We start from the raw sequence: 19,598 nt of genomic DNA on the forward strand, positions 1-19,598 counted from the left end.
ACGATGTGGCGCGGCTCGATGACCTTCGAGACGCCGATGCTGTTCGCGGTGGGCTTCCTGTTCGTGTTCTCGATGGGCGGCTTCACCGGCCTGATCCTGTCGATGGCACCGATCGACCAGCAGCTGCAGGACACCTACTACGTCGTCGCCCACTTCCACTACGTGCTGGTGGCCGGCTCGCTGTACGGCATGTTCGCCGGCTACTATTACTGGTCGCCCAAGTGGACCGGCGTGATGTATTCGGAGACGCGCGGCAAGATCCACTTCTGGGGCTCGCTGATCTTCTTCAACGTGACCTTCTTCCCGATGCACTTCCTGGGCCTGGCCGGCATGCCGCGCCGCTATGCCGACTACCCGATGCAGTTCGCCGACTTCAATGCGCTGGCCTCCATCGGCGCGTTTGGCTTCGGGCTGATGCAGGTCTATTTCTTCCTGTTCGTCGTGGTGCCCGCGATGCGCGGCAAGGGCGAACCTGCACCGCAGAAGCCTTGGGAAGGTGCCGAGGGGCTGGAGTGGGAAGTGCCGTCGCCGGCGCCGTTCCACACCTTCGAAACCCCACCCAAGCTGGACGCCAGCGCCACGCGCATCATCGGCTGATCACGTTCCCGAGCACGCACTTCCATGGCCCTGACCCCCGAACAACGCAAGGCCAACCTGCGGCTGGCGCTGATCCTGGCGACGATCGCGATCTCGCTGGGTGTCGGCTTTGTGCTCAAGGTCGCGCTGACCCAAGGGCACTGAGCCCATCGCGCCGATGAAGCTGACCGCACTGCGCCGAGACAACCTGCTGATGACGGCCAAGCTGCTGGTCGTGACGGCCGGCATGTTCGGCTTCGGCTTTGCGCTGGTGCCGCTCTACAAGCACATCTGCGAAGCGCTGGGCATCAACGTGCTGTCGCTGGCCGAGCCGAATGGCGGCGGCGCGCGCAAGCTGCCGGCCAACACGCAGGTCGACACCAGCCGCACGGTGACGGTGGAGTTCGATGCCAACGCCCGCGGGCCCTGGGAGTTCAAGCCGGCGGTCAACTCGGTGCAGGTTCACCCTGGCGAAATGGCAACGGTGATGTACGAGTTCCGCAATGTGCAGGATCGAACCATGGCCGCCCAGGCCATTCCCAGCTACGCACCGCACCAGGCCTCGCCGTACTTCAACAAGCTGGAATGCTTCTGCTTCAACGAGTACGTGCTGGCGCCCGGCGAAGGCAAGCAGTGGCCGGTGGTGTTCTACCTGGACCCGAAGCTGCCCAAGGACGTGACCACGATCACGCTGTCCTACACCTTCTTCGAGGTCGGCGGCAAGGTGCCAGCGGCACCGGCCGGGCACACCGCGCAGGCGCCGCTGCCTGTGCTGGCGGATGCCGTGCGAGCGCCGTCATGAACCCCTTTGCGTCATCCTGTTTCGCGCGGGCCGAGCGCCGGGCCGCTCCCAAGCTGGCCCGCATCCCCTCGGGGGATCGGCCGACGTATTCGTTGGACGAGGGGCTGGCGTGACCGACAAGCCCTCTGCTGAACCTTCGCTGCTGGCGCGCAAGGGCTCGTTCCTGGGCACGCTGAAGGCGGTGGCCTGGTCCTTCTTTGGCGTGCGCCGCGGTGCGGATTACGAACGCGACCTGGGCCAGCTCAATCCGCTGCACCTGGTGGTGGCGGCGGTCATCGGCGCAGTGCTGTTCGTGCTGGCGTTGGTGCTGCTGGCGAACTGGGTGGTGGGCAGCGGCGCGGCCGCCAGCGCCTAGCAATTTCAAAGTTTCGAGAGAAGACGAGGAGACCCTGAACATGTCCGCTCACATGCCCGCTGCCGGCAGCCCAGGCACTGCGCCGTACTACTTCATCCCGGCGCCATCGCGGCATCCGGTGATGGCGGCCGTCGGCCTGTTTTTTGTGATCCTCGGTGCTGGCCAGTGGGTCAACGGCCACGGCTGGGGCGCGTATTCACTGGCGGCCGGCCTGCTGATCTGGCTGACCGTGCTGTTCCAGTGGTTCAGCCAGGCGATTGGCGAGAGCGAATCGGGCCAGTATTCGGACCGCATCGACGTTTCCTACCGCTGGAGCATGAGCTGGTTCATCTTCTCGGAGGTGATGTTCTTCGCAGCCTTTTTCGGTGCCCTGTACTGGGCCCGTGTGCACGCGCTGCCCTCGCTGGGCAGCATCGAGAACCAGCTGCTGTGGCCGGACTTCAAGGCCGTGTGGCCCAGCACCGCCGCCGGCATGACGGCTTCGCCGGCCGACACCGTGGCCCCGTTCACCACCATGGGCCCGTGGCCGATCCCAACCATCAACACCGGCATCCTGCTGACCTCCGGCGTGACGCTGACGATTGCCCACCACGCGCTGATCGCCGGCCACCGCAGCAAGACGGTTGCCTGGATGTGCGTCACGGTGCTGCTGGGCATCCTGTTCCTGGGCTTCCAGGTCTACGAGTACCACCATGCCTACACCGAGCTGAACCTGAAACTCAGCTCCGGCATCTACGGTTCGACCTTCTTCATGCTGACCGGCTTCCACGGCTTCCACGTGTTCGTCGGCATGCTGATGCTGCTGTTCATCACCATTCGCCTGAGCAAGGGCCACTTCACGCCGCAGCGCCATTTCGGCTTCGAGGGCGCCGCTTGGTACTGGCACTTCGTGGATGTGGTCTGGCTCGGCCTGTACCTGATCGTGTACTGGATGTGACCGGGCAATTCGCGTGAGAAAAAACGCCGCATTGCGCGGCGTTTTTGCTGACGGCTCAGTGCCCCACTGGAATGCCGCGCGGTTCTATCCAGCCCATCTGCCAGGCCAGCAGCACCAGCAGGAACAGCATGACGGACAAGCCTACCCGCAGCGCCAGGGCCCGCGCCATGCGCTTGGGCTGCGCACCTTCGCTGCCTGGCCTGCGCAGCATGAATACACCGGCGCTGGCCAGCACCACGACAATGGCGAGCAGCGCCAGCAGGATCACGAATTTCATGCCGAGCATTATTTGCGCGCCCTCGCGCTACCGCTGGGCAGGGTTTGCCACATGCAGATGACCGTGCGGCAGCGCCAATGGCTGGTGCTGCTGGCCGCTTTGCTGGGCATGGCCGTGATGGCCCGCATGGGCCTGTGGCAGCTGGACCGTGCCAAGCAGAAGCTGGCGCTGCAGGCCGAGATCACCGAACACGGCCAGCTGCCTGCACTGGGCAACGACAGCCTGGCACGCACGCCGCTGCAGGCCGACGAGCAGGCTTATCGCCCGGTCACGCTGACGGGCCACTGGGTGCCGGGCGCCACTGTCTTCCTCGACAACCGGCAGATGCGGGGCCGGCCCGGATTTTTCATGCTGACGCCGCTGCGGCTGGCCAGCGGTGACGCCGTGCTGGTGCAACGCGGCTGGGCGCCACGCGACCAGCTGGACCGCACGCGGCTGCCGAGCGTGCCGACGCCCGAAGGCGAGGTGCGGGTCACGGGCCGCGTGGCGCCCTGGCCGTCACGTCTGACGCAACTGGGGGAAGACGCGTCCGGCCCGATCCGCCAGAACCTGGACCGTGACGCTTTTGCCGCGCAGCAGGGCCTGGCGCTGCGGCCGCTGTCGGTCCAGGCCTTGGCGCCGATGTCGCTGGCCGGCGCACCGCAGGACGACGGCTTGCTGCGCGACTGGCCGCAGCCGGCGGTGGACGTCGCCAAGCATTACGGTTACGCATCCCAATGGTTTGTTTTCTGCGCCATGATCGCGGGTCTTTATGTCTGGTTCCAACTCATTCGACCCCGCCGTGCCCAGGCATGATCCGCTGGCCATGACGGTGCATACACCGGCTGTGACGCTGCCCGACGCGCAACGCAGGCGTGGCCGCGCGACCATGCTGCTGGTGCTGCTGGCCTGTTTGGCACCGGTGGCGGCGTCCTACTTCCTGTATTTCGTGGTGAGGCCGCAGACGCGCAGCAACTACGCCGAGCTGATCCAGCCCACGCGCAGCCTGCCGGCTGACCTGCCGCTGCGCACGCTGGGCGGCCAGCCGGTGCCGGCCGGCAGCCTGAAGGATCAATGGCTGATGGTCGTGGTGGCCGGTGGTGGCTGCGACGGCCGCTGCGAGGCGCTGCTGTACGACCAGCGCCAGCTGCGCGAGATGATGGGCCGCGAGAAGGACCGGATCGACCGTGTCTGGCTGGTGACCGACGACGCGCCGTTGCGCCCGCCCATCGCGCAGGCCATGCAGGCTGGCGCACCCGCCACGGTGCTGCGCGTGCCGCGCGAAGCGCTGGTGGCCTGGCTGCAGCCGGCGCCCGGCCAGGCACTGGAAAGCCACCTCTACCTGGTCGACCCGATGGGCGAGTGGATGATGCGCACCCCCGTGCCGCTGGCGCCGGAGAAGTTCAAGAAGGACCTGGAGCGCCTGCTGCGCGCCTCGGCTTTCTGGGACCGGCCTGGCCGGGAGCCACGCTGATGCTGGACCCGCGCTGGGCGGTCTTCGTGCCGTTGCTGCTGGGCGCTGCCACGCTGGCGCTGCTGCCGCTGGGCTGGGTCTGGCTGCGCCGCCGCGGGGCGGACACGCCGGCCCGGCTGGCCGCGTTGACAGCCTTGACGCTGTTCCTCACCTTCGACTTGATTGCCTTTGGCGCCTTCACCCGGCTGACCGATTCCGGCCTCGGTTGCCCGGACTGGCCCGGCTGCTATGGCGAGGCCAGCCCGCTGCAGGCGCAGGACGAGATCCACGCCGCGCAGACGGCCATGCCCAGCGGCCCGGTGACCTGGCACAAGGCCTGGATCGAGATGGTGCACCGCTACCTGGCGATGGTCGTCGGCGCGCTGTGCCTGGTGCTGGCCGTCGTCAGCTACGCGGCGCGCAAGCGCCTGCCGCATTCGCTGGCCTGGCCGGTGCTCACGCTGGTCTGGGTCATCGTGCAAGGCATGTTCGGCAAGTACACCGTGACACTGAAGCTGTACCCGGCGGTGGTCACCGGCCATCTGCTGGGCGCGATGCTGCTGCTGGCCTTGCTGATGCTGCAGCACCAGGCCTATCGGGACCGGCCGCTGCTGCTGTCGCCCGGCCTGCGCCGCGGCGCCGCGGTGGTGTTGGGCCTGCTGGTGCTGCAGATCGCCCTGGGCGGCTGGGTCAGCACCAACTATGCCGTGGTGGCCTGCCAGGGCTTTCCGCAGTGCAACGGCCAGTGGTGGCCGCAGGCCGATTTCCACCAGGGCTTCACGCTGCTGCGCGAACTGGGCCGGGCAGGGCATGGCGGCTACCTGACGCTGGACGCGCTGGTGGCCATCCACTTGGGGCACAGGCTGGTGGCGATGCTGCTGAGCGTGGCAATGCTCGCGCTCATCGTGGCCGTGTGGCGCCGCGGTGGCGAAGCGCGCGGCTACGCGCAAGCCTTGCTTGCCTTGCTCGCGCTGCAGGTGGCCAGCGGCATTGGCAACGTGGTCTTGCAGTGGCCTTTGCTGGGGGCTTTGGCCCACAGTGCTGGCGCTGCCGCACTGTTGGCGACAATGGTGGGCTTGCTCGCCCGTGCCAGGTTGGCGCGGGTGCAGCGGGTGTCGTCTTCTCCGGCCGGCGCTGCGTCGCGCGGCCCTGCCTTGTCCACATGAGTTTGCCCATGGCCGCCGCGCCCGCCGTCTCGCCCTCCGCACCGATGTCCAAATGGGCCCAGTACCGCGCCCTGACCAAGCCGCGCGTGGTACAGCTGATCGTCTTCTGCGCGGTGATCGGCATGCTGCTGGCCAGCCCTGGCATCCCGCCCTGGCGGGTGCTGGTGGCTGGCACGTTGGGCATCTGGCTGGTGGCGGGCGCGGCAGCAGCGTTCAACTGCCTGATCGAGGCCAAGATCGACCAGCGCATGAAACGCACGGCCTGGCGGCCGACCGCCAAGGGCGAGCTGGCGCCACGCGACACGCTGTTGTTCTCCGGTGTGCTGTGCCTGGGCGGCTGCCTGATGCTGTGGATCTGGGTCAACCCGCTGACCACCTGGCTCACGCTGGCCACCTTCGTCGGCTACGCCGTCATTTACACCGTGGTGCTGAAGCCGCGCACACCGCAGAACATCGTCATCGGCGGCGCTTCGGGCGCGATGCCGCCGGTGCTGGGGTGGGCCGCGGTGCGGGGCGACGCCGGAGCAGAGGCATGGCTGTTGTGCCTGATCATCTTCCTGTGGACCCCGCCGCACTTCTGGGCGCTGGCGCTGTACCGCGCCGACGACTACCGCCGCTCCGGCCTGCCGATGCTGCCGGTGACACACGGTGCCGAGCTGACGCGGCTGCACATCTTCCTCTACACCATCGTGCTGCTGGCCGGCACCCTGATGCCGTTTGTGTATGGCATGAGCGGCTGGATCTACCTGGCCAGCGCGCTGGTGCTGGGCTTCTGGTTCATCGCCTACGGTTTCCGGCTCTGGCGCAACTATTCGGACGCGCTGGCTCGCCGCACCTTCTTCTTCTCCATCCTCTACCTGGCGCTGCTGTTTGCCGCGCTGCTGGTGGATCACTACCTGAGTCCGCTGCTGGCCGGCTTGCGCTGAGCCTGCCGCGTCGCAACCCGCTGTTCCGCTCGATGAACCCTCAAGCAACCGCCTGGTCCCGCCGCCGCTGGCTGGCCGCCGCCACCGCACTGGCGCTCGCTGCCTGCGACCGCCCAGGCGCCACCGCCGGCTTCAAGGGCGTCGACATCACCGGCGCCGAGTACGCCAGCGGCCTCAGCCTGCAGGATGTGGACGGCCAGCCGCGCACGCTGGCCCAGTACAAGGGCAAGGTGCTGGTGGTGTTCTTCGGCTACACCCAGTGCCCGGATGTCTGCCCGACGACGATGGGCGAGCTGGCCGCCGTGAAGCAGCAACTCGGTGAGCAGGGCAAGGACGTGCTGCCGATCTTTGTCACGCTGGACCCGGAGCGCGACACCGGTCCGGTGCTGAAGGCCTACATGGCCAACTTCGGGCCGGACTTCATCGCGCTGCGCGGCACGCCCGAGCAGACGCTGGCCGCGGCCAAGAGCTTCAAGGTGTTTTTCGCCAAGGTGCCGGGCAAGACAGAGAGCAGCTACACGCTGGACCATACCGCCGGCTCCTACCTGTTCGATCGCCAGGGCAGGGTGCGTGTGTTCACCCGCTACGGCGGCGGGCCGGACGTGCTGGCACAGGACTTGAAACACCTGCTGGCAGAAGGCTGAGCGCCGCCCGGTGGCCCAATGAAAAACGGCTCCCGAGGGAGCCATTTTTCATCGCGGCACGGAAGTGCTCAGGCCGCTTCCAGCGCCTTGCGCATCTTCTTCATGGCCGCCACTTCGATCTGGCGAATGCGCTCGGCGCTGACGCCGTAGTCGGTCGCCAGCTCGTGCAGCGTCATGCCGCCGGAGCTGTCGTCATTGACCTTCAGCCAGCGCTCTTCGACGATGCGGCGGCTGCGCGCATCCAGCTGATCCAGCGCGTGCGCAATGCCGTCGCTTCCCAGCCAGTCACGGCTGCGGGCTTCCAGCACGCGGGTCGGCTCTTGCGTGTCGTCGGCCAGGTAGGCGATGGGAGCGAAGCTTTCTTCGCCTTCGTCGCCCTGCGGCTCGAAAGCCACGTCACCACCCGACAGCCGGGTTTCCATCTCGACGACTTCTTCCGGCTTGACATTCAGGTCGCGCGCCATGGTGGCCACTTCATCCGGCGTCAGCGTCGCGCGAAAGCTTTGGTCGCCAGACTTGCTCTTCAGTGTCTGCTTCATCGAGCGCAGGTTGAAGAACAGCTTGCGCTGGGACTTGGTCGTTGCGACCTTGACCATGCGCCAGTTCTTCAGGATGTACTCGTGGATCTCGGCCTTGATCCAGTGCAGCGCGTAGCTGACCAGACGCACGCCTTGCTCCGGGTCGAAGCGGCGCACCGCCTTCATCAGGCCGACGTTGCCTTCCTGGATCAGGTCGCCCTGCGGCAACCCGTAACCCAGGTATTGGCGCGAGACCGAGACGACCAGACGCAGGTGCGACAGCACCAGCCGGCCGGCAGCCTGCAGGTCGTCCTTGTCGCGCAGCTGGCGCGCAAACTCACCTTCTTCTTCCGGCGTGAGCAGCGGAATGCGGTTGACCGCGGTGATGTAGGCGTCCAGGTTGCCGAGGGGCGGCACCAGGGCCCACGGATCACGCAAGGCCAGGGCGTTGGTGGAGGGCAGTGTCATGCGGTGATGGACTCGTAGACCAGGGAATTGGTTCCGCGGATATTAGCACTCCATCTGTTTGAGTGCTAAGACTGGCCCGCATGCACCCGCTGACACCGGTTGAAGCACGATTCCCCCTAGAACGAAGGGTATGGCAGACCATAATTTCTCTGAGAGACCTCTTGAAGAATGAAAGATGGCTGGCTACATTCGGTTCACGGTACCGGGTGTGGTGATGGATTGCACGCCGGCAACGAGCTTGTGGGCCAGCAACAGCGGCCTTCGTGTGGATGGATTGAGTCTGAGCATAGAGGGGTTCGAAATGTTGATGAGCAAGTCCTTGCCGGCCACCGGCGTGATCGCCGTGGCCATCGCCGCACTGTCGCCTTCGCTGGCACTGGCCCAGACGGCCACCGCGGTGCAGATCTGCGAATGCCTGGTGACCGATCTGTCGAGCGACGGCCAGGCCGCCACCGGCCTGCTCAACGGCGCCTACGAAACCTTCTACTGGAGCGCCCAGGGTGGGCTGCAGGCGCTGGGCCGCGCCACCTTGCCGGTCATCGGCACCATGTCCGGCCTGCCGGCCATTTCGGGCGACGGCAAGAAGGTGGCCGCCACCGTGCTGGACGACACTGGCAGCTACGCCACGCAAGGCGCCTGGACGGCCACCAAGGGCTGGCAGATGCTGAGCAAGACCCTGCCGCCGGACGGCGGAATCATGGACACCGAGGACAGCTCGGTCTACGGCATGTCGCGCGACGGCAAGATCGTCACTGGCCTGTACTGGCGCCCGAACCAGAGTGGTGGCTCTGCCCATGGCAGCGTCTGGCAGGCCAAGGTCGGCATGACCGGCCTGCCCACTGCCGGCGGCTCCGCCCGCATCGACGATGCGAACAAGGACGGCAGCGTGCTGGCCGGCTGGGAAGAAGACCCGGTGAATGGCAGCCGGCTGCCTGCCGTGTGGGTGAACGGCGAGCGCACCTTGCTGGACCTGAACTACGGCGAAGCCGAGGCTGTCAACGGTGACGGCGACATCCTGGTCGGCCAGGCGCCCGACCCGGAGACCGGCATTGGCGCAGCCGCCCGCTGGAAATGGGATGGCAAGAAGTGGGAAACCAAGATCCTGGGCATCCTGCCCAACAGCGATTGGGGCGGCATGGCCTATGCCAATGCGCTGTCTGACGACGGCAAGCTGGTCGGCGGCCTGGCCCGCACCACCTTCACGCCGGCCACCAGCGGCTTCCTCTGGACCAAGGCCACCGGCCTGGTCCTGGCGGCCGATTTCCTGAAGACCTATGGCTACTCGGCGCGGAACTACAACCTGACCAATGTGATTGCCATCACCCCCAAGGGCGACAAGCTGGTCATCGTCGAAGTCATGAAGCGCTCGCCGTACACGATGCGCAGCATGCTGATCACGCTGCCGCCGGCTGCACTGGCCCCCTGAGCTCAACGATACTGGCGGTCGGCCTGTTCCTGTCTGAAGCCGCCGCCAGGGTCTCCATGTCCGTCATTGAACTTTCGCCCGCGCCTGCGCCCGCAGTGGCTGCCGCAACGACCGTTGCCACGGTGGCTGCCGCATTGCGTGCGGCGCTGGCCCCGCTGATCGCCGCGCTGGCTGGCGTGCCCCCGAGGCCGGTGCGGCTGATGCGCAGCGCCGGGCTGGACAAGAGCCTGGCCAGCCGGCTGGTGCAGGCCACGCGCGCCGAGTCCGATGCCGAATTCCTGCACCGCCTGCCGTCGCCCACCGGCTTGCGCATGCTGATCGACGGCGCCCAGGGCCATGCTGATGAGGCGCTGGTCGACGCGCTGGCGCTGGCCATCGACGCCTTCCAGTCGCTGCTGGACCGCCTGCCAGGTGGCCGCCAGGGCCTGGACGCCCAGCTCGGCGCCAACGAGGAAGACGTGCGGGCCCGCCGCGAGCACATGGCCCGCCAGGCTTCGTTCAAGGCCGTGTCCTTCCTGTTCGGCCACTATGCCGAGACCGTCAGCACCGCGCTGTTCATCGTGCCAAACCCGAACGGCCGGCACCTGGATTTCATCGAGGTGCACCGCCGCATCGGCCTGCAGCGCGTGACGCCCGGCACTGCGGTGCCGTTGCTGAGCCTGCATGTGCAGGACGATGTGGCGCCTGACGATGAAGAGCCGCGCATGACCAGCCTGTCTGGCCGGCCGGGCGCGGGCGACGCGCTGGATTTCATCCTCACCGAAGCCAGCGGCCAACCGCTGCCCGCATTGCAGCTGGAGCGCGAAGGACGCATCAACACCTTCGTGCTGCCCGGCGACAGCGCCGCGATGCCAAGCCCCCTGACCACCGGTTTCCGCGCCGACCGCGCGCACCGGCTGGACGAACCTGGCAGCAGCCAGATCCTGCGCATCTACATGCTGCACACCCCGTGCCACCGTCTGGTGCGGGACGTCTTCGTGGCCGAAAGCCTGTGGCCGCGGGCGCGCCCGCGCATCAGCTTCTTCCTGCCCGGGCCGACCGGCGTGCCACTGGCGCCCCCGGACCCCGGCCGCCGCCACTACCGCGAGCTCAACCTCAGCGCCACCATCGATCCGCTGCCGCACGGCATGCCCGACGACAGCAAACCCTGGGCGCTGGCCGGCGTGCCGGACCACCAGGACACACTGGCCTTGGCGCTGCAGCGCGCCGGCCTCGCGAGCCAGCGCTTCCGGGGCTGGCGCTGCGAGATGGCCTACCCGGTGCCGCTGATCGAGATGCACATCGTGGTCGACAACATCGAACCCCCAGCCGGCGGTCAGGCCTAGAAGCTCAGGCCTTCCGGCAGCGTGTAGCGGAAGCGCTTGGCGTCGAACACCAGTTGCCAGGTCTTCTGTGGCCGCTGTTCGCCGTTGACCAGCCCGCCGCCGGTGACGCTGAAGCTCAGCAGCCCCTGCGCCGGCACCGGGCCGGCGCGGTAAGTCCAGCGGGCGTGGCTGCAGCGCCGCTGTCCTTCGGCGCCACCTGGCGCTTCGTCCACCCTGTCATCCGGTTCGGTCGCCGGCGCTTTGGCCGGACTCGCGGCCGGCTCGCAGCCCTTGCCAGGGCCGTCTTCCAGCGAGGCCGGGAAACGCACCAACTCGGCCATGTCGACGCCTTGCGGCGCCATCACCACCTGCCAGGTGGCGGCCGGCTTGTCGTCGGCCTTGGTGGCGTAATGCGTCGTCAGCACCCAGCCCCAGGTCTTGCTGCCCAGCGCCAGGAACTTCACGTCCTGCGGCTGCAGCGGTACGGCGCCCTGTTCCTGCCGCAGCGGCGTGCTGATCTCCAGCAGCGAACCGTCGCGCTTGTCCATGTCGCCCTTGACCTGGAACAGCCCGGTCAGCGCTGGCTCCGGCTGGGTGGGCCGCAGCGGCGTGCCGGCGGCAACAAAATACAGCTCGTCATCCCCTTGCGCGCCGTCTTCCGGCTCCACCTTGGCCCGCTGCACCACCTGCATCAGGTAGGGCGCGTGCTGCGGTCCGGTCCACAGCCAGCCCTTTTGCGCCGGCGAGTAAGCGCCGTAGTTGCGCTGCATGACGGCTTCGATGACCTCGTCCGCATCGATGCGGATCGGTGCATGGTGGCGCTGCGCCTGGACCCAGAAGACCGTGGTGGCCGCGGCCAGCGCGCCCACCGCGAGCAGCGCATGGGGCAGCCAGGCCCGTGGCGCCCGACGCACCGCGACAGGCCGGGGCGGCAGCCGGGAGTCTTGCGAGGAGTCCAGTGAGCTGGAGTCGTAGTCGTCGATCGGCATGGCCAACCATTGTGGCCCGCATTGGCCATGTGCCCGCAGGCCCTGCCGTTGCCGGACTGACATGGCGATCGAAATTCTCTCAGAGAGATCTTGTAGATTTTTAGCACTTTGGCTACATTGTTTTCACGCGCTGCGTCCGACCGGTTCGGTCCAGCAAATTCACGGTTCGGTCGGCATGGTGCCGGCTTGTCTTTGAGGTGTGAGAGATGAATACACGCAAGTTCCTGCAGGGTGCAGGCCTGGTTGCTTCCTTCGCTACCCTGACGCCTTTGGCTGTCCAGGCCCAGGAGGCGGTGGGGCATGTGGTCTGCACCGACTGCTACCTGGAAGGCATGTCGGCCGACACCAAATTCGCCACCGGCCGCATGCTGAACAACTACGAGACCTTCCTGTGGTCGCACAAGACCGGCACCACCGAGCGCCTGGGCCGCAGCACGCTGGATGTGCTGGGCGTGTCCGGCGGCCATCCAGTGATCTCGGCGGACGGCAAGGTCGTCGCGTCGATGATCCTGTCGGACGACGGCACCTACGGCACCGCTGGCCGCTGGACCCGCAAGAGGGGCTGGTCCACGATTCAGCCGCTGCCGGCCGACGCCGCCGTCTCGGACGCCACCGACAGCTCGGTCTGGTCCATCTCAGGGGATGGCAAGACGGTTGGCGGCCTGTACTGGCTGACCAGTGGCAAAGCGCACGGCTTCTACACCGATGCCAGTGGCATGGTGGGCCTGCCCACCGACGGCGGCTCGTCGCGCATCAACGCCATCAACCAGGACGGCACCGTGCTGGTGGGCTGGGAGGAAAACCCGAGCAGCGGCACCTGGCGCACGCTGATCTGGTCGCACGGCAGCAAGACGGTGATGGGCACCGCGGACGACCTGCCGGGCACCGCCGAAGCGGTCAACGCCGCCGGCACCATGGTGGTCGGCCAGAGCCTGGACACCAACACCTTCTTCAACTCGGCCGCGCTGTGGCGCTGGAGCGAGAAGAAACAGGCCTGGAAGAGCGAGATCCTGGGCGTGTGCCCGGGCACCACGATGGGCGGCATGGCCAGCGCAGCCGCGTTGACCGAAGACGGCAAGACCGTCACCGGCATGTGCCGGCTGTACTTCAGCCCCGTGTCCAGCGGCTTCATCTGGACTCAGAAGGCCGGCATGCAGACCGCCAAGGACTACCTGGCAGCGCGCGGCTACAGCAACAGCGCCTACGACATCATGCACGTGCCGCTGGTCTCGGCCGACGGCAAGGCCTTCGCGCTGTGGGAAAAGAAGAAGACCTCGCCGTACACCATCCGCGGCGTGATCGTGCGCCTGAAGAAAACCGCCTCCGATTGAGCTGTGAGCCGGGGGAGGCGACCGGTTTTGGCGGTGGCCGGCCGCGTCCCCGGGCTCTCAGCCCGCAACGTGCGTGAGCATCTCGTGCACGTCGTGCGCCATCACCGCCAGGAAGCCGGCCAGCGCAAGGTAGCAGAAGCCGTATTCCAGCTTCACCGCGGTTGAAACTGCGTAGTAGCTGTTGGCTTCCGGGCCATTCGCGTCGTACTTCCACGCCTTCCATGCCTGCGGTGCCGCGAGCAGGGCCATCAGGATCAGCAGCGGGCTGGGCCGCCACAAGAACAATGCGATCAGCACCGGCACGCCCAGCAGCCAGATGCGCGGCGACAGCACCGCGGTGATGCGGCCGCCATCGAACGGCGAGATCGGGATCAGGTTGAATAGGTTCAGGAAGAAGCCGCTGTAGGCCACGGCCAGCAGCCAGCGCGTGTCGTGGCCGTCGCGCGCGAGGAAATACGCGACCAGCGCGCCCACCGTGCCCAGCAGCGGCCCGGCCAGGCCAACGAAGGCCTCGGTTTCGGCGTCGTGCGGCTGGTCCTTCAGTTCCACCCAGGCCCCGACAAGGGGGATGAAGGTCGGCAGGCCGACATTCAGGCCCTTGTGCCGGGCGGCCCAGAAGTGGCCCATCTCGTGCACGAACAGCAGCACGATGAAACCGGCGGCATAGCGCCAGCCATAAACCCAGGCATAGACCACCAGCGACAGCAGCATGGTGCTGCCGGTCGCCAGCAGCTTGCCGAACTTCAGGCCCGAGAAGAGCAGGAACAGCAGCTTGATCATGGTGGGCGATCTCCTGATCGCTCAGGCCGGATTACTCTTGTTGAGGAGGATCAACGGCATGAACCTGGCTGCGAGCGTGGGTAGGACGGCCAACAGCAGGGCGGGCCGCAGGCGCCGCCACGGGGGCGTTCGTGGGGTGTCAGACGTTGAACAGGAAGTTCAGCACGTCGCCGTCCTTGACCACGTATTCCTTGCCTTCGGCGCGCATCTTGCCGGCGTCCTTCGCGCCCTGTTCGCCCTTGAACTTGATGAAGTCGTCGAAGGCGATGGTCTGGGCGCGGATGAAGCCGCGTTCGAAGTCGGTGTGGATCACGCCGGCGGCCTGCGGCGCGGTGTCGCCGACATGGATGGTCCAGGCGCGCACTTCCTTCACGCCGGCGGTGAAGTAGGTCTGAAGGCCCAGCAGCTTGAACGCGGCGCGGATCAACCGGTTCAGGCCCGGCTCGTCCTGGCCCATCTCGGCCAGGAACAGCGCGCGGTCCTCGTCTTCCATTTCCGACAGCTCGGCTTCGGTCTTGGCGCAGATGGCCACGACCGGGGCGTTCTGCTTGGCTGCGTATTCCTTCAGCCGGTCCAGGAAGGGGTTGTTCTCGAAGCCGGATTCATCGACGTTGCCGACGAACATCGCCGGCTTGGCGGTGATCAGGCACAGCGGCTTGACCAGCACCCATTCTTCCTTGCTGAAAGGAATGGCGCGCACCGGCTGGGCCTGGTCCAGTGCGGCCTGGCACTTCTCGAGGATCTTGACCAGTGCCGCGGCTTCCTTGTCGCCGGAGCGGGCGTTCTTGTTGTAGCGGTGCAGGCTTTTCTCGACGGTGCCCAGGTCGGCCAGGCACAGCTCCGTCTGGATGACCTCGATGTCGGAGATCGGGTCGACCTTGCCGTTGACGTGGATCACGTTCTCGTCTTCGAAGCAGCGCACCACGTTGACGATGGCGTCCGTCTCGCGGATGTGGCTGAGGAACTGATTGCCCAGGCCTTCGCCCTTGCTGGCACCGGCCACCAGGCCGGCGATGTCGACGAACTCGACAATGGCAGGCAGGATGCGCTCGGGCTTGACGATCTCGGCCAGCGCCTGCAGCCGCGGGTCCGGCAGCTCCACCACGCCCACGTTGGGCTCGATGGTGCAGAAGGGGTAGTTCTCGGCAGCGATGCCGGCCTTGGTCAGGGCATTGAAAAGGGTGGACTTGCCGACATTGGGCAGGCCGACGATGCCGCACTTCAGGCTCATGGGGGACTTTCGGAGAGGAGAGAGAGGGACAGGCCTGCAGGCAAATTTCCGTTCGTCGCTGAAAGAAAACCGTCGCGGCACTGTCAAAAGAAGGATTTTAGGGCGTCCCTACAATGGCCACATGACCGCTTTCGACGTGCGCATCCTGGGCTCCGGCATTGTCAGCCGTGCCATGGCGCTGAGCCTGGCCCGCCAGGGCTTGCGTGTGGCGCTGCAAGCCAAACCGCCCGCGCAAGCCAGTGAACGGCGTCCGGACGTGCGGGCTTACGCGCTGAACCCGGCGTCGGTCACGCTGCTGGAAGGCCTGCGGGCCTGGCAAGCGCTGCCGGAAGACGCCCGCAGCGCGGTGCTGGACATGCGGGTGCATGGCGACGCGCCTGGCGCGGCCATCGAGTTTTCCGCCTGGCAGCAGGCGGTGCCGGCGCTGGCCTGGATCGTTGACGCAGCGGCGCTGGAAGCGGTGCTGGAGTCGGCCGCGAGCTTCGCACCGCTGGTCACGCTGCAGCCCGAACCCGGCAATGCGCCGCTGACGCTGATCGCCGAAGGCAAGGCCTCGGCCGAACGCGAGCGGCGTGGCGTCGGTTTCGAGCGCCATGCCTACGGGCACCGCGCGGTCGCCGCCCGGCTGGTCAGCGACCGGCCGCACGGCGGCACCGCGTTGCAATGGTTCCGCAGCCCCGACATCCTGGCGCTGCTGCCGTTTGACCGGCCGCAGCCGCAGCATGCCTACGGCCTCGTGTGGTCGCTGCCCGAGGCGCAGGCCGAGCAGTGGCTGGCCGCGCCGGTGGCCGAATTTGAAGCCGAGCTGAACCAGGCCACCGGCGGTGCCGCCGGCACGCTGAAGCTGGCCAGCGAGCGCATGAGCTGGCCATTGGCCATTGGCCAGGCGGAAGCCGTGACCGGCCCGGGCTGGGCGCTGCTGGGCGACGCCGCCCACCAGGTGCACCCGCTGGCGGGCCAGGGCCTGAACCTGGGCTTGGCCGACGTGGCCGCGCTGGCGCAAGTGCTGGCCGAGCGCGAGTCCTGGCGCAGCCTCGGCGACGCCGCGCTGCTGCGCCGCTACGCCCGCCGCCGCGGCCCGGCCCAATGGGCCATGGCCCGCGCCACCGATGGTTTATGGAATTTGTTCACGCCCGATCACCCAGGGCTGCGGGAACTTCGCAACCGCGGCCTGAGTCTCGTCAACCAGCTGGCGCCCGTGAAGCGCTGGCTCGCCAGCCATGCGCTGGATGTCTGAAGCCCCACCAGGATTTGAAATGACCTCCTTTTCCCGCGCGGCCACTGCCGCATTGCTGGGCGCACTGGCGCTGACCTTCGCCGGCACCGCGCTGGCCGACGAAGCGGCGATCCGCAAGACCCTGGCCGACCGCATGCCCAACCTGCCGAAGATCGACGAGGTCAGCAAGACCTCGATGCCAGGGCTTTGGGAAGTGCGCATGGGCACCGACGTGGTGTACAGCGACGACACCGGCAACTACATCATCGAAGGTTCGCTGTTCGAGACCAGGACCAAGAGCGACCTGACCAAGGCCCGCATCGACAAGCTGACCGCGATCGACTTCGACCAGCTGCCGGTCAAGGACGCGCTGGTGGTGAAGCAGGGCACCGGCGCCCGCAAGATCGCCGTCTTTGCCGACCCGAATTGCGGTTACTGCAAGCGCCTGGAAAAGGACTTGCTGACGCTCAAGGACGTGACGATCTACACCTACGTGATTCCCATCCTGGGTGGCGATTCGCCGGCCAAGTCGCGTGACATCTGGTGCGCCAAGGATTCGATGAAGACCTGGCGCAACTGGATGATCGACGGCGCGCAGCCGCCGAAGTCGATTGGCGAGTGCGATTCCACCGCCATCAGCCGCAATTCCGAGCTGGCGCGCAAGTACAAGGTCAACGGCACGCCGGCCATCGTCTTCGAAGACGGCACGCGTTCGCCAGGCGCGATGCCGGCTGCAGCCATCGAGAAGCAACTCGGTGCCCAGAAGGTCAGCAGCAAGGGCTGAACGCCGGCCCGGAAACTGGCCAAAGGAAGCGGTGGGAAGCCTGTCTTTTTCCCGCTTCTGTGTTGCGCAGCAGCCGTTGCCGCGGCTTGACATGCGGTCACAATGGCGGTTCATGAACCTCCTGTCCGCCTCCGGTCCTGCCCACCCCACCTTGCCAGAGGCGGCCGAGCCGCCACCCAGGGCTCGCTGGCTGGCTTACCTGGGCCTGCTGCCGTTTTTCCTCGGCGCGCTGGTGATCTGGAACCTGCAAGGCGAGAACCGGGAGCGCCTGGCCCTGGTCCTGGCGAGCTACGCGGGGGTCATCGTGGCTTTCCTCGGCGGCATTCACTGGGGCCTGGCGATGCGTGTCAATCCGGAGGGGCCGCGCAGTTTCGGCTGGGCGGTGGTGCCGCCCATCGTCGCCGGTGTCGGCATGGCGATGCCGGCTTCGGCCGGGCTGGCCTTGTTGGGGCTGGCGCTGGTGGTCTGCTATCTGGTTGACCGCCGCTTGTACCCCGCAGGCGGCATGGCCCACTGGCTGACGCTGCGCTTTCGCCTGAGCATGCTCGCAGCGCTGTGCTGCTTCCTCGGTGCCGCTGGCGCCTGAGCTTCGGCGGACCCTCCGTCAGACATCCACTGCACGATGATCGCCTACCGCATTGACGTGGCCGACGCGGCCACGCACCGTTTCCGCGTCACGCTGAGCGTGCCGGCACCCGAAGCCCAAACCACGCTGAGCCTGCCGGTGTGGATCCCGGGCAGCTACATGGTGCGCGAGTTCGGCCGCCACCTCAGCCAACTGCAAGCCACGCAGGGCAAGCAACCGGTGGTGCTGGAACAGCTGGACAAGACCACCTGGCGCGCCGCCTGCACCGGCCGCGGCACGCTCACCGTGCAGTACGAGGCCTATGCCTTCGACACGTCCGTGCGCACCGCCTACCTGGACGACAGCCGCGGCTTCTTCAATGCCACCGGCCTGTGCCTGCGTGTGCATGGCCAGGAAGCGCAGCCGCACCAGGTGCAGATCGGCACGCTGCCCAAGGGCTGGCAAGTTGCCACGGCGATGCCGCCGGCCACCGCCATGCCCGTGGCCGGCGGCAAGCGCAGCTACCTGAGCGCCGACTACGACGAACTGGTCGACCACCCGTTCGAGCTGGGCACCTTCTGGCGCGGCGAGTTCGAGACCAACGGTGTGCGCCATGAATTTGTCGTCTCCGGTGCCTGGCCGGGCTTTGACGGTGAGCGTCTGCTGGCCGACACCAAGCGCATTTGTGCCACCCAGATCGGCTTTTGGCACGGCAAGAAAAAGCCGCCGTTCAAGCACTACGTGTTCATGCTGAACGCGGTGGAAGAGGGCTACGGCGGCCTGGAGCACCGCGCCAGCACCGCCTTGATCGCCAACCGCCGCGACCTGCCGCGCGCCGGCATGGAAGGCCTGCCGGACGGCTACCTGACGCTGCTGGGCTTGATCAGCCATGAATACTTCCACACCTGGAACGTCAAGCGCCTGAAGCCTCGCGAATTCCTGCGCTACGACTACACGCAGGAAAACTACACCCGGCTGCTGTGGCTGTTCGAGGGCTTCACCTCCTACTACGACGACCTGATGCTGGTACGCGCCGGCATCCTGGACGCACCGCGCTACCTGAAGCTGCTGGCCCGCACCGTCAACGGCGTGGCCGCTTCCCCCGGCCGCCAAGTGCAGAGCGTGGCCCAGTCCAGCTTCGATGCCTGGGTCAAGTACTACCGCAGCGACGAGAACACGCCGAACGCGACCATCAGCTACTACACCAAGGGCTCGCTGATCGCCTTGCTGCTGGACCTGCGGCTGCGCGCCAACGGCAAGACGACGCTGGACGAGCTGATGCGCCACCTGTGGGCGCAGCACCTGGCCAGTGGCGTCACCGAAGACGCGGTGTTCGCCGCGGTCAGCGAGCTGGACGGCGCTGCGCTGGCCGACGACCTGCGCAGCTGGGTGCATGGCCGCGACGAACTGCCGCTGCCGGCCGTGCTCGCAAGTGCCGGCATCACCCAGGGCAGCGAAGCCGCGGGCTGGGCGCCGTCCTTCGGGCTCAAGCTCAGCGAAGGGCCCATCACAGGCGTGCAGGTCAAGGGCGTGATGGCCGGCAGCGCCGCCGCGGCGGCCGGCCTGTCGGCAGGCGACGAATTGCTGGCCATCGACGGTTGGCGCATTCGCCGTTTCGACGACGCGCGCGCCTGGGTCGCCCCGGGTGCGGCGATGCAGCTGACCCTGGTGCGTGGCCAGCGCTTGCGCGAGCTGACGCTGAAGCCCGCCACCACGCCGCTGATCGCGCCCCTCACGCTGTCATTGGCCGACAAGCCCGAGGCTGCGGCCCAGGCCCTGCGCCAGGCCTGGCTGGGCCGCTGAGCGCGGACCCTGCGCAAGATGCGGGCGGGCAAGGTGGCCGTAGTGGCCGCCGGTCACCAGCCGAAGTT

22 protein-coding genes are annotated in these 19,598 nt (G+C 67.3%); 17 read left to right on the top strand and 5 right to left on the bottom strand.

What is annotated here, in order from left to right:
- The 5 genes from ACAH41_RS24455 to ACAH41_RS24475 all read left to right on the top strand — a co-directional run.
- Positions 1 to 597: cbb3-type cytochrome c oxidase subunit I (locus ACAH41_RS24455; RefSeq protein WP_370538576.1), on the top strand; the 597-nt coding region annotated here is incomplete at its 5' end.
- A gap of 24 nt (positions 598 to 621) precedes the next feature.
- Complete coding sequence (locus ACAH41_RS24460; protein WP_325650461.1) at positions 622 to 741, top strand: cytochrome oxidase small assembly protein; 120 nt, start codon at positions 622 to 624, stop codon at positions 739 to 741.
- 13 nt (positions 742 to 754) lie between these two features.
- Positions 755 to 1,378 carry a cytochrome c oxidase assembly protein gene (locus ACAH41_RS24465; RefSeq protein WP_325650463.1) on the top strand — a complete coding sequence of 208 codons (624 nt, stop codon included), beginning with the start codon at positions 755 to 757 and terminating at the stop codon, positions 1,376 to 1,378.
- Positions 1,379 to 1,487: 109 nt separating this feature from the next.
- The gene (locus tag ACAH41_RS24470; protein WP_325650465.1) at positions 1,488 to 1,733 is read left to right on the top strand and encodes a DUF2970 domain-containing protein; all 246 of its coding nucleotides are present in this window, start codon (positions 1,488 to 1,490) and stop codon (positions 1,731 to 1,733) included.
- Positions 1,734 to 1,773: 40 nt separating this feature from the next.
- Complete coding sequence (locus ACAH41_RS24475) at positions 1,774 to 2,670, top strand: cytochrome c oxidase subunit 3 (protein ID WP_325650467.1); 897 nt, start codon at positions 1,774 to 1,776, stop codon at positions 2,668 to 2,670.
- Between the two features lie 55 nt (positions 2,671 to 2,725).
- Here the strand turns inward: ACAH41_RS24475 and ACAH41_RS24480 are convergent, their stop codons facing one another.
- The gene (locus tag ACAH41_RS24480; RefSeq protein WP_325650469.1) at positions 2,726 to 2,947 is read right to left on the bottom strand and encodes a twin transmembrane helix small protein; all 222 of its coding nucleotides are present in this window, start codon (positions 2,945 to 2,947) and stop codon (positions 2,726 to 2,728) included.
- A 51-nt stretch (positions 2,948 to 2,998) separates the two neighbouring features.
- On the opposite strand from ACAH41_RS24480, the gene ACAH41_RS24485 reads away from it, so the two are divergent.
- From ACAH41_RS24485 to ACAH41_RS24505, 5 genes are read left to right on the top strand one after another with little or no spacing between them, the layout of a single operon-like run.
- Positions 2,999 to 3,742, top strand: a complete 744-nt coding sequence (locus tag ACAH41_RS24485) for an SURF1 family protein (RefSeq protein ID WP_325650471.1) — start codon at positions 2,999 to 3,001, stop codon at positions 3,740 to 3,742.
- A gap of 10 nt (positions 3,743 to 3,752) precedes the next feature.
- Entirely contained in the window at positions 3,753 to 4,400 is a 648-nt protein-coding gene (locus ACAH41_RS24490; RefSeq protein ID WP_325650473.1) for a hypothetical protein, read from the top strand.
- A complete protein-coding gene (locus tag ACAH41_RS24495; protein ID WP_325650474.1) occupies positions 4,400 to 5,545 on the top strand; it encodes a COX15/CtaA family protein in 1,146 nt (381 codons plus the stop codon). Before ACAH41_RS24490 ends, ACAH41_RS24495 begins: the two co-directional genes overlap by 1 nt.
- Before the next feature lie 8 nt (positions 5,546 to 5,553).
- Complete coding sequence (cyoE, locus tag ACAH41_RS24500) at positions 5,554 to 6,471, top strand: heme o synthase (protein WP_325650475.1); 918 nt, start codon at positions 5,554 to 5,556, stop codon at positions 6,469 to 6,471.
- 32 nt (positions 6,472 to 6,503) lie between these two features.
- Positions 6,504 to 7,115 carry an SCO family protein gene (locus ACAH41_RS24505; protein ID WP_325650476.1) on the top strand — a complete coding sequence of 204 codons (612 nt, stop codon included), beginning with the start codon at positions 6,504 to 6,506 and terminating at the stop codon, positions 7,113 to 7,115.
- A gap of 68 nt (positions 7,116 to 7,183) precedes the next feature.
- Here ACAH41_RS24505 and rpoH read toward each other — a convergent pair whose 3' ends face one another.
- Positions 7,184 to 8,101: an RNA polymerase sigma factor RpoH gene (gene rpoH, locus ACAH41_RS24510; RefSeq protein ID WP_325650478.1), complete on the bottom strand. Its 918-nt coding sequence runs from the start codon at positions 8,099 to 8,101 to the stop codon at positions 7,184 to 7,186.
- 307 nt (positions 8,102 to 8,408) lie between these two features.
- Between rpoH and ACAH41_RS24515 the strand changes: the two genes are divergently transcribed.
- Both ACAH41_RS24515 and ACAH41_RS24520 read left to right on the top strand, forming a co-directional pair.
- Positions 8,409 to 9,527, top strand: coding sequence for a hypothetical protein (locus tag ACAH41_RS24515; protein WP_325650480.1), 1,119 nt, complete (start codon positions 8,409 to 8,411; stop codon positions 9,525 to 9,527).
- Between the two features lie 56 nt (positions 9,528 to 9,583).
- Positions 9,584 to 10,852 carry a hypothetical protein gene (locus ACAH41_RS24520; protein WP_325650482.1) on the top strand — a complete coding sequence of 423 codons (1,269 nt, stop codon included), beginning with the start codon at positions 9,584 to 9,586 and terminating at the stop codon, positions 10,850 to 10,852.
- Here ACAH41_RS24520 and ACAH41_RS24525 read toward each other — a convergent pair.
- The gene (locus tag ACAH41_RS24525; protein ID WP_325650484.1) at positions 10,849 to 11,820 is read right to left on the bottom strand and encodes a hypothetical protein; all 972 of its coding nucleotides are present in this window, start codon (positions 11,818 to 11,820) and stop codon (positions 10,849 to 10,851) included. The genes ACAH41_RS24520 and ACAH41_RS24525 overlap by 4 nt on opposite strands.
- 206 nt (positions 11,821 to 12,026) lie before the next feature.
- Here ACAH41_RS24525 and ACAH41_RS24530 point away from each other — a divergent pair, with 206 nt between their 5' ends.
- Complete coding sequence (locus tag ACAH41_RS24530) at positions 12,027 to 13,151, top strand: hypothetical protein (RefSeq protein ID WP_325650485.1); 1,125 nt, start codon at positions 12,027 to 12,029, stop codon at positions 13,149 to 13,151.
- Positions 13,152 to 13,208: 57 nt separating this feature from the next.
- Here the strand turns inward: ACAH41_RS24530 and ACAH41_RS24535 are convergent, their stop codons facing one another.
- Positions 13,209 to 13,931, bottom strand: a complete 723-nt coding sequence (locus tag ACAH41_RS24535; protein WP_325650487.1) for a site-2 protease family protein — start codon at positions 13,929 to 13,931, stop codon at positions 13,209 to 13,211.
- 139 nt (positions 13,932 to 14,070) lie between these two features.
- Positions 14,071 to 15,162: a redox-regulated ATPase YchF gene (gene ychF, locus ACAH41_RS24540; RefSeq protein WP_325650488.1), complete on the bottom strand. Its 1,092-nt coding sequence runs from the start codon at positions 15,160 to 15,162 to the stop codon at positions 14,071 to 14,073.
- Positions 15,163 to 15,283: 121 nt separating this feature from the next.
- Between ychF and ACAH41_RS24545 the strand changes: the two genes are divergently transcribed.
- The 4 genes from ACAH41_RS24545 (at position 15,284) to ACAH41_RS24560 (ending at position 19,530) form a co-directional block, all read left to right on the top strand.
- A complete protein-coding gene (locus ACAH41_RS24545; RefSeq protein WP_325650490.1) occupies positions 15,284 to 16,399 on the top strand; it encodes an FAD-dependent monooxygenase in 1,116 nt (371 codons plus the stop codon).
- A gap of 19 nt (positions 16,400 to 16,418) precedes the next feature.
- The gene (locus ACAH41_RS24550; RefSeq protein ID WP_325650492.1) at positions 16,419 to 17,162 is read left to right on the top strand and encodes a DsbC family protein; all 744 of its coding nucleotides are present in this window, start codon (positions 16,419 to 16,421) and stop codon (positions 17,160 to 17,162) included.
- Between the two features lie 112 nt (positions 17,163 to 17,274).
- On the top strand, positions 17,275 to 17,748 hold the full coding sequence (locus ACAH41_RS24555; protein WP_325650494.1) for a DUF3429 domain-containing protein: 474 nt from the start codon (positions 17,275 to 17,277) through the stop codon (positions 17,746 to 17,748).
- A gap of 36 nt (positions 17,749 to 17,784) precedes the next feature.
- Positions 17,785 to 19,530: a PDZ domain-containing protein gene (locus ACAH41_RS24560; RefSeq protein WP_325650495.1), complete on the top strand. Its 1,746-nt coding sequence runs from the start codon at positions 17,785 to 17,787 to the stop codon at positions 19,528 to 19,530.
- The last annotated feature ends 68 nt before the right edge of the window (positions 19,531 to 19,598 follow it).

This window comes from Ideonella sp., assembly GCF_041287625.1.
Classification (GTDB): Bacteria; Pseudomonadota; Gammaproteobacteria; order Burkholderiales; family Burkholderiaceae_C; genus Ideonella.